Annotated in this window: 2 protein-coding genes; both read right to left on the minus strand. The window is 64.0% G+C overall.

Features of this window, described 5'->3' with window-relative positions:
* The coding region (locus KUV72_RS19655) for a TRAP transporter large permease subunit (protein WP_222239509.1) at positions 1-1,259 on the minus strand (1,259 nt) is incomplete at its 3' end.
* Complete coding sequence (locus KUV72_RS19660; RefSeq protein WP_222239510.1) at positions 1,259-1,843, minus strand: TRAP transporter small permease subunit; 585 nt, start codon at positions 1,841-1,843, stop codon at positions 1,259-1,261. The genes KUV72_RS19660 and KUV72_RS19655, both read right to left, overlap by 1 nt.
* Positions 1,844-1,917: the final 74 nt, after the last annotated feature.

The raw sequence follows: 1,917 nt of genomic DNA on the forward strand, positions 1-1,917 counted from the left end.
GCCAGCACACACAATTGCAGTGCGATGAACGGCAGCAGTGACACAAAGATGTCTTTCAGGCTGATCTCCGGCGGCGCCACCCCTTTCAGGTAGAACGCGGCCGGGCCAAATGGCGGCGACAGGAACGACACCTGCATGTTGACGGCGAACAGGATGCCGAACCAGATCGGGCTGTAGCCCAGCTGAATCACGATGGGGACGAAGATCGGCAGGGTCAGCATGGCCACCCCGATCCAGTCCAGGAACATGCCCAGCACGATCAGGATGGCCATCATCACCAGAATGATCACGATCGGCGCCACGTCCAGGTCCATGATCATGCCCGAGATGAAGCGGTTGCCGCCCATCAGGTTGTAGACCCCGACCAGTGCCGCGGCACCGATGCCGATCCAGATGATCATGCCGCAGGTCACCAGGGTCTGAGACAGCGCTGCGTGCATCATCTTGAACGAGAACTCGCCCCGTGCCAGCACGGCCAACAACACACCGAACACGCCCATCGCGGCGGCTTCAGTGACCGAGGCCACGCCGCCGTAGATCGACCCCAGCACCAGGAAGGCGATCAGGGCCGGCACGATAATCGAGCGCAGCGCCGCGCCCTTGGAGGCGAAGCCGGCATTGCGATCCTCGTCGCTCATCGGCGGCCCCATGGCCGGATTGCGCAGACAGCGGACCAGCACGTAGCCGATGTACGACAGCATCAGGATCACCGCCGGGGTGATTGCGGCAGTGAACAGGTCAGCAATCGAGACGCTGGCGATCAGGCCGTAGATGATCAGCACGATGGACGGCGGCATCATGGTGCCCAGGGCCCCGCCGGCACACACCACGCCAATCGACAGGTGCTTGTCGTAGCCTAGCCTGAGCATCTGCGGCAAGGCCAGGATGCCGAGCAGCACGATCTCGCCGCCGATGATGCCGGACAGCGCGGCCAGGAAGAAGGCCACCACGATGGTCTGGACCGCCACACCGCCCGGCAGCCGGCCGGCAAACACCCTCATGGCGTTGAACAGATCCTTGGCGATGCCCGATCGGTCCAGTAACGAGGCCATCAGCACGAACATCGGCACCGCCACCAACGAGTATTCGGTGACGAATCCGTAGACCCGGCTGGTGACCAGCGGCAGCGCGTTGGGGCCGAACCAGCCAAAGGTAAAGGCCAGTGCCACCAGCCCGGTAATGAAGGCCAGCGGCAGGCCGGTGACCAGCAAGGCAAAGATGGCACCGACCAGCAGCAGCGTTCCGTCTGCAATATCCATCAGTCAGCGCCTCCTTCGGGTGCATCGGGGACGGGTTTGCCCTTGAGCGACTGGAACACGTGGATCAAGGCCTGCACGCACATGACGGCCAGGGCCAGCAGGATCATGCCCTTGACCACGGCGGGAAAGGGCGGATTCCAGGAAGTGCCGGAACGCTCGAACTGCCACTCGCCCAGTGGATTGTGGGACGCCCCGTAGAACATCACCCAGGCGGCGTAGCTCATGCCCAGACAGAAGCCGAAGGTGACCACGTCGTTGAAGATATCGAGGGCACGACGGAAGGTCGGGCCCACGGCGTCGTAGAGGACCTTGACGCGGATATGGCGGTTGGACGCCAGCGCCGCCGGCCCCCCCAGGCAGAAGCTGACCGCCACCAGCATGACGACGGTTTCGTGCACCCAGGAGGTGGGAGACGAGAAGCCGTAGCGCATGATGACTTCATACACGCTGATGGCCATGGCGATGAACACCAGCCAAGCGGCCAGCTGAGCGACCTTGACCACGCCCTGGTCAAAGCGGCTGCGCACCACGTCGGGTGCGCGTTCGGGCGCCTTGTCGGCGTCCTGTCCCGGCAGGTCTGTCATGGGACTTCCTCGACGGCTTGAGGATCGCGCCAGGGCACGATCCGGAAATGAGGGGGCGGTGCCGTGGCACCGCC

The sequence above is a fragment of the Halomonas sp. DP4Y7-1 genome (assembly GCF_019800705.1).
GTDB lineage: Bacteria > Pseudomonadota > Gammaproteobacteria > Pseudomonadales > Halomonadaceae > Halomonas > Halomonas litopenaei_A.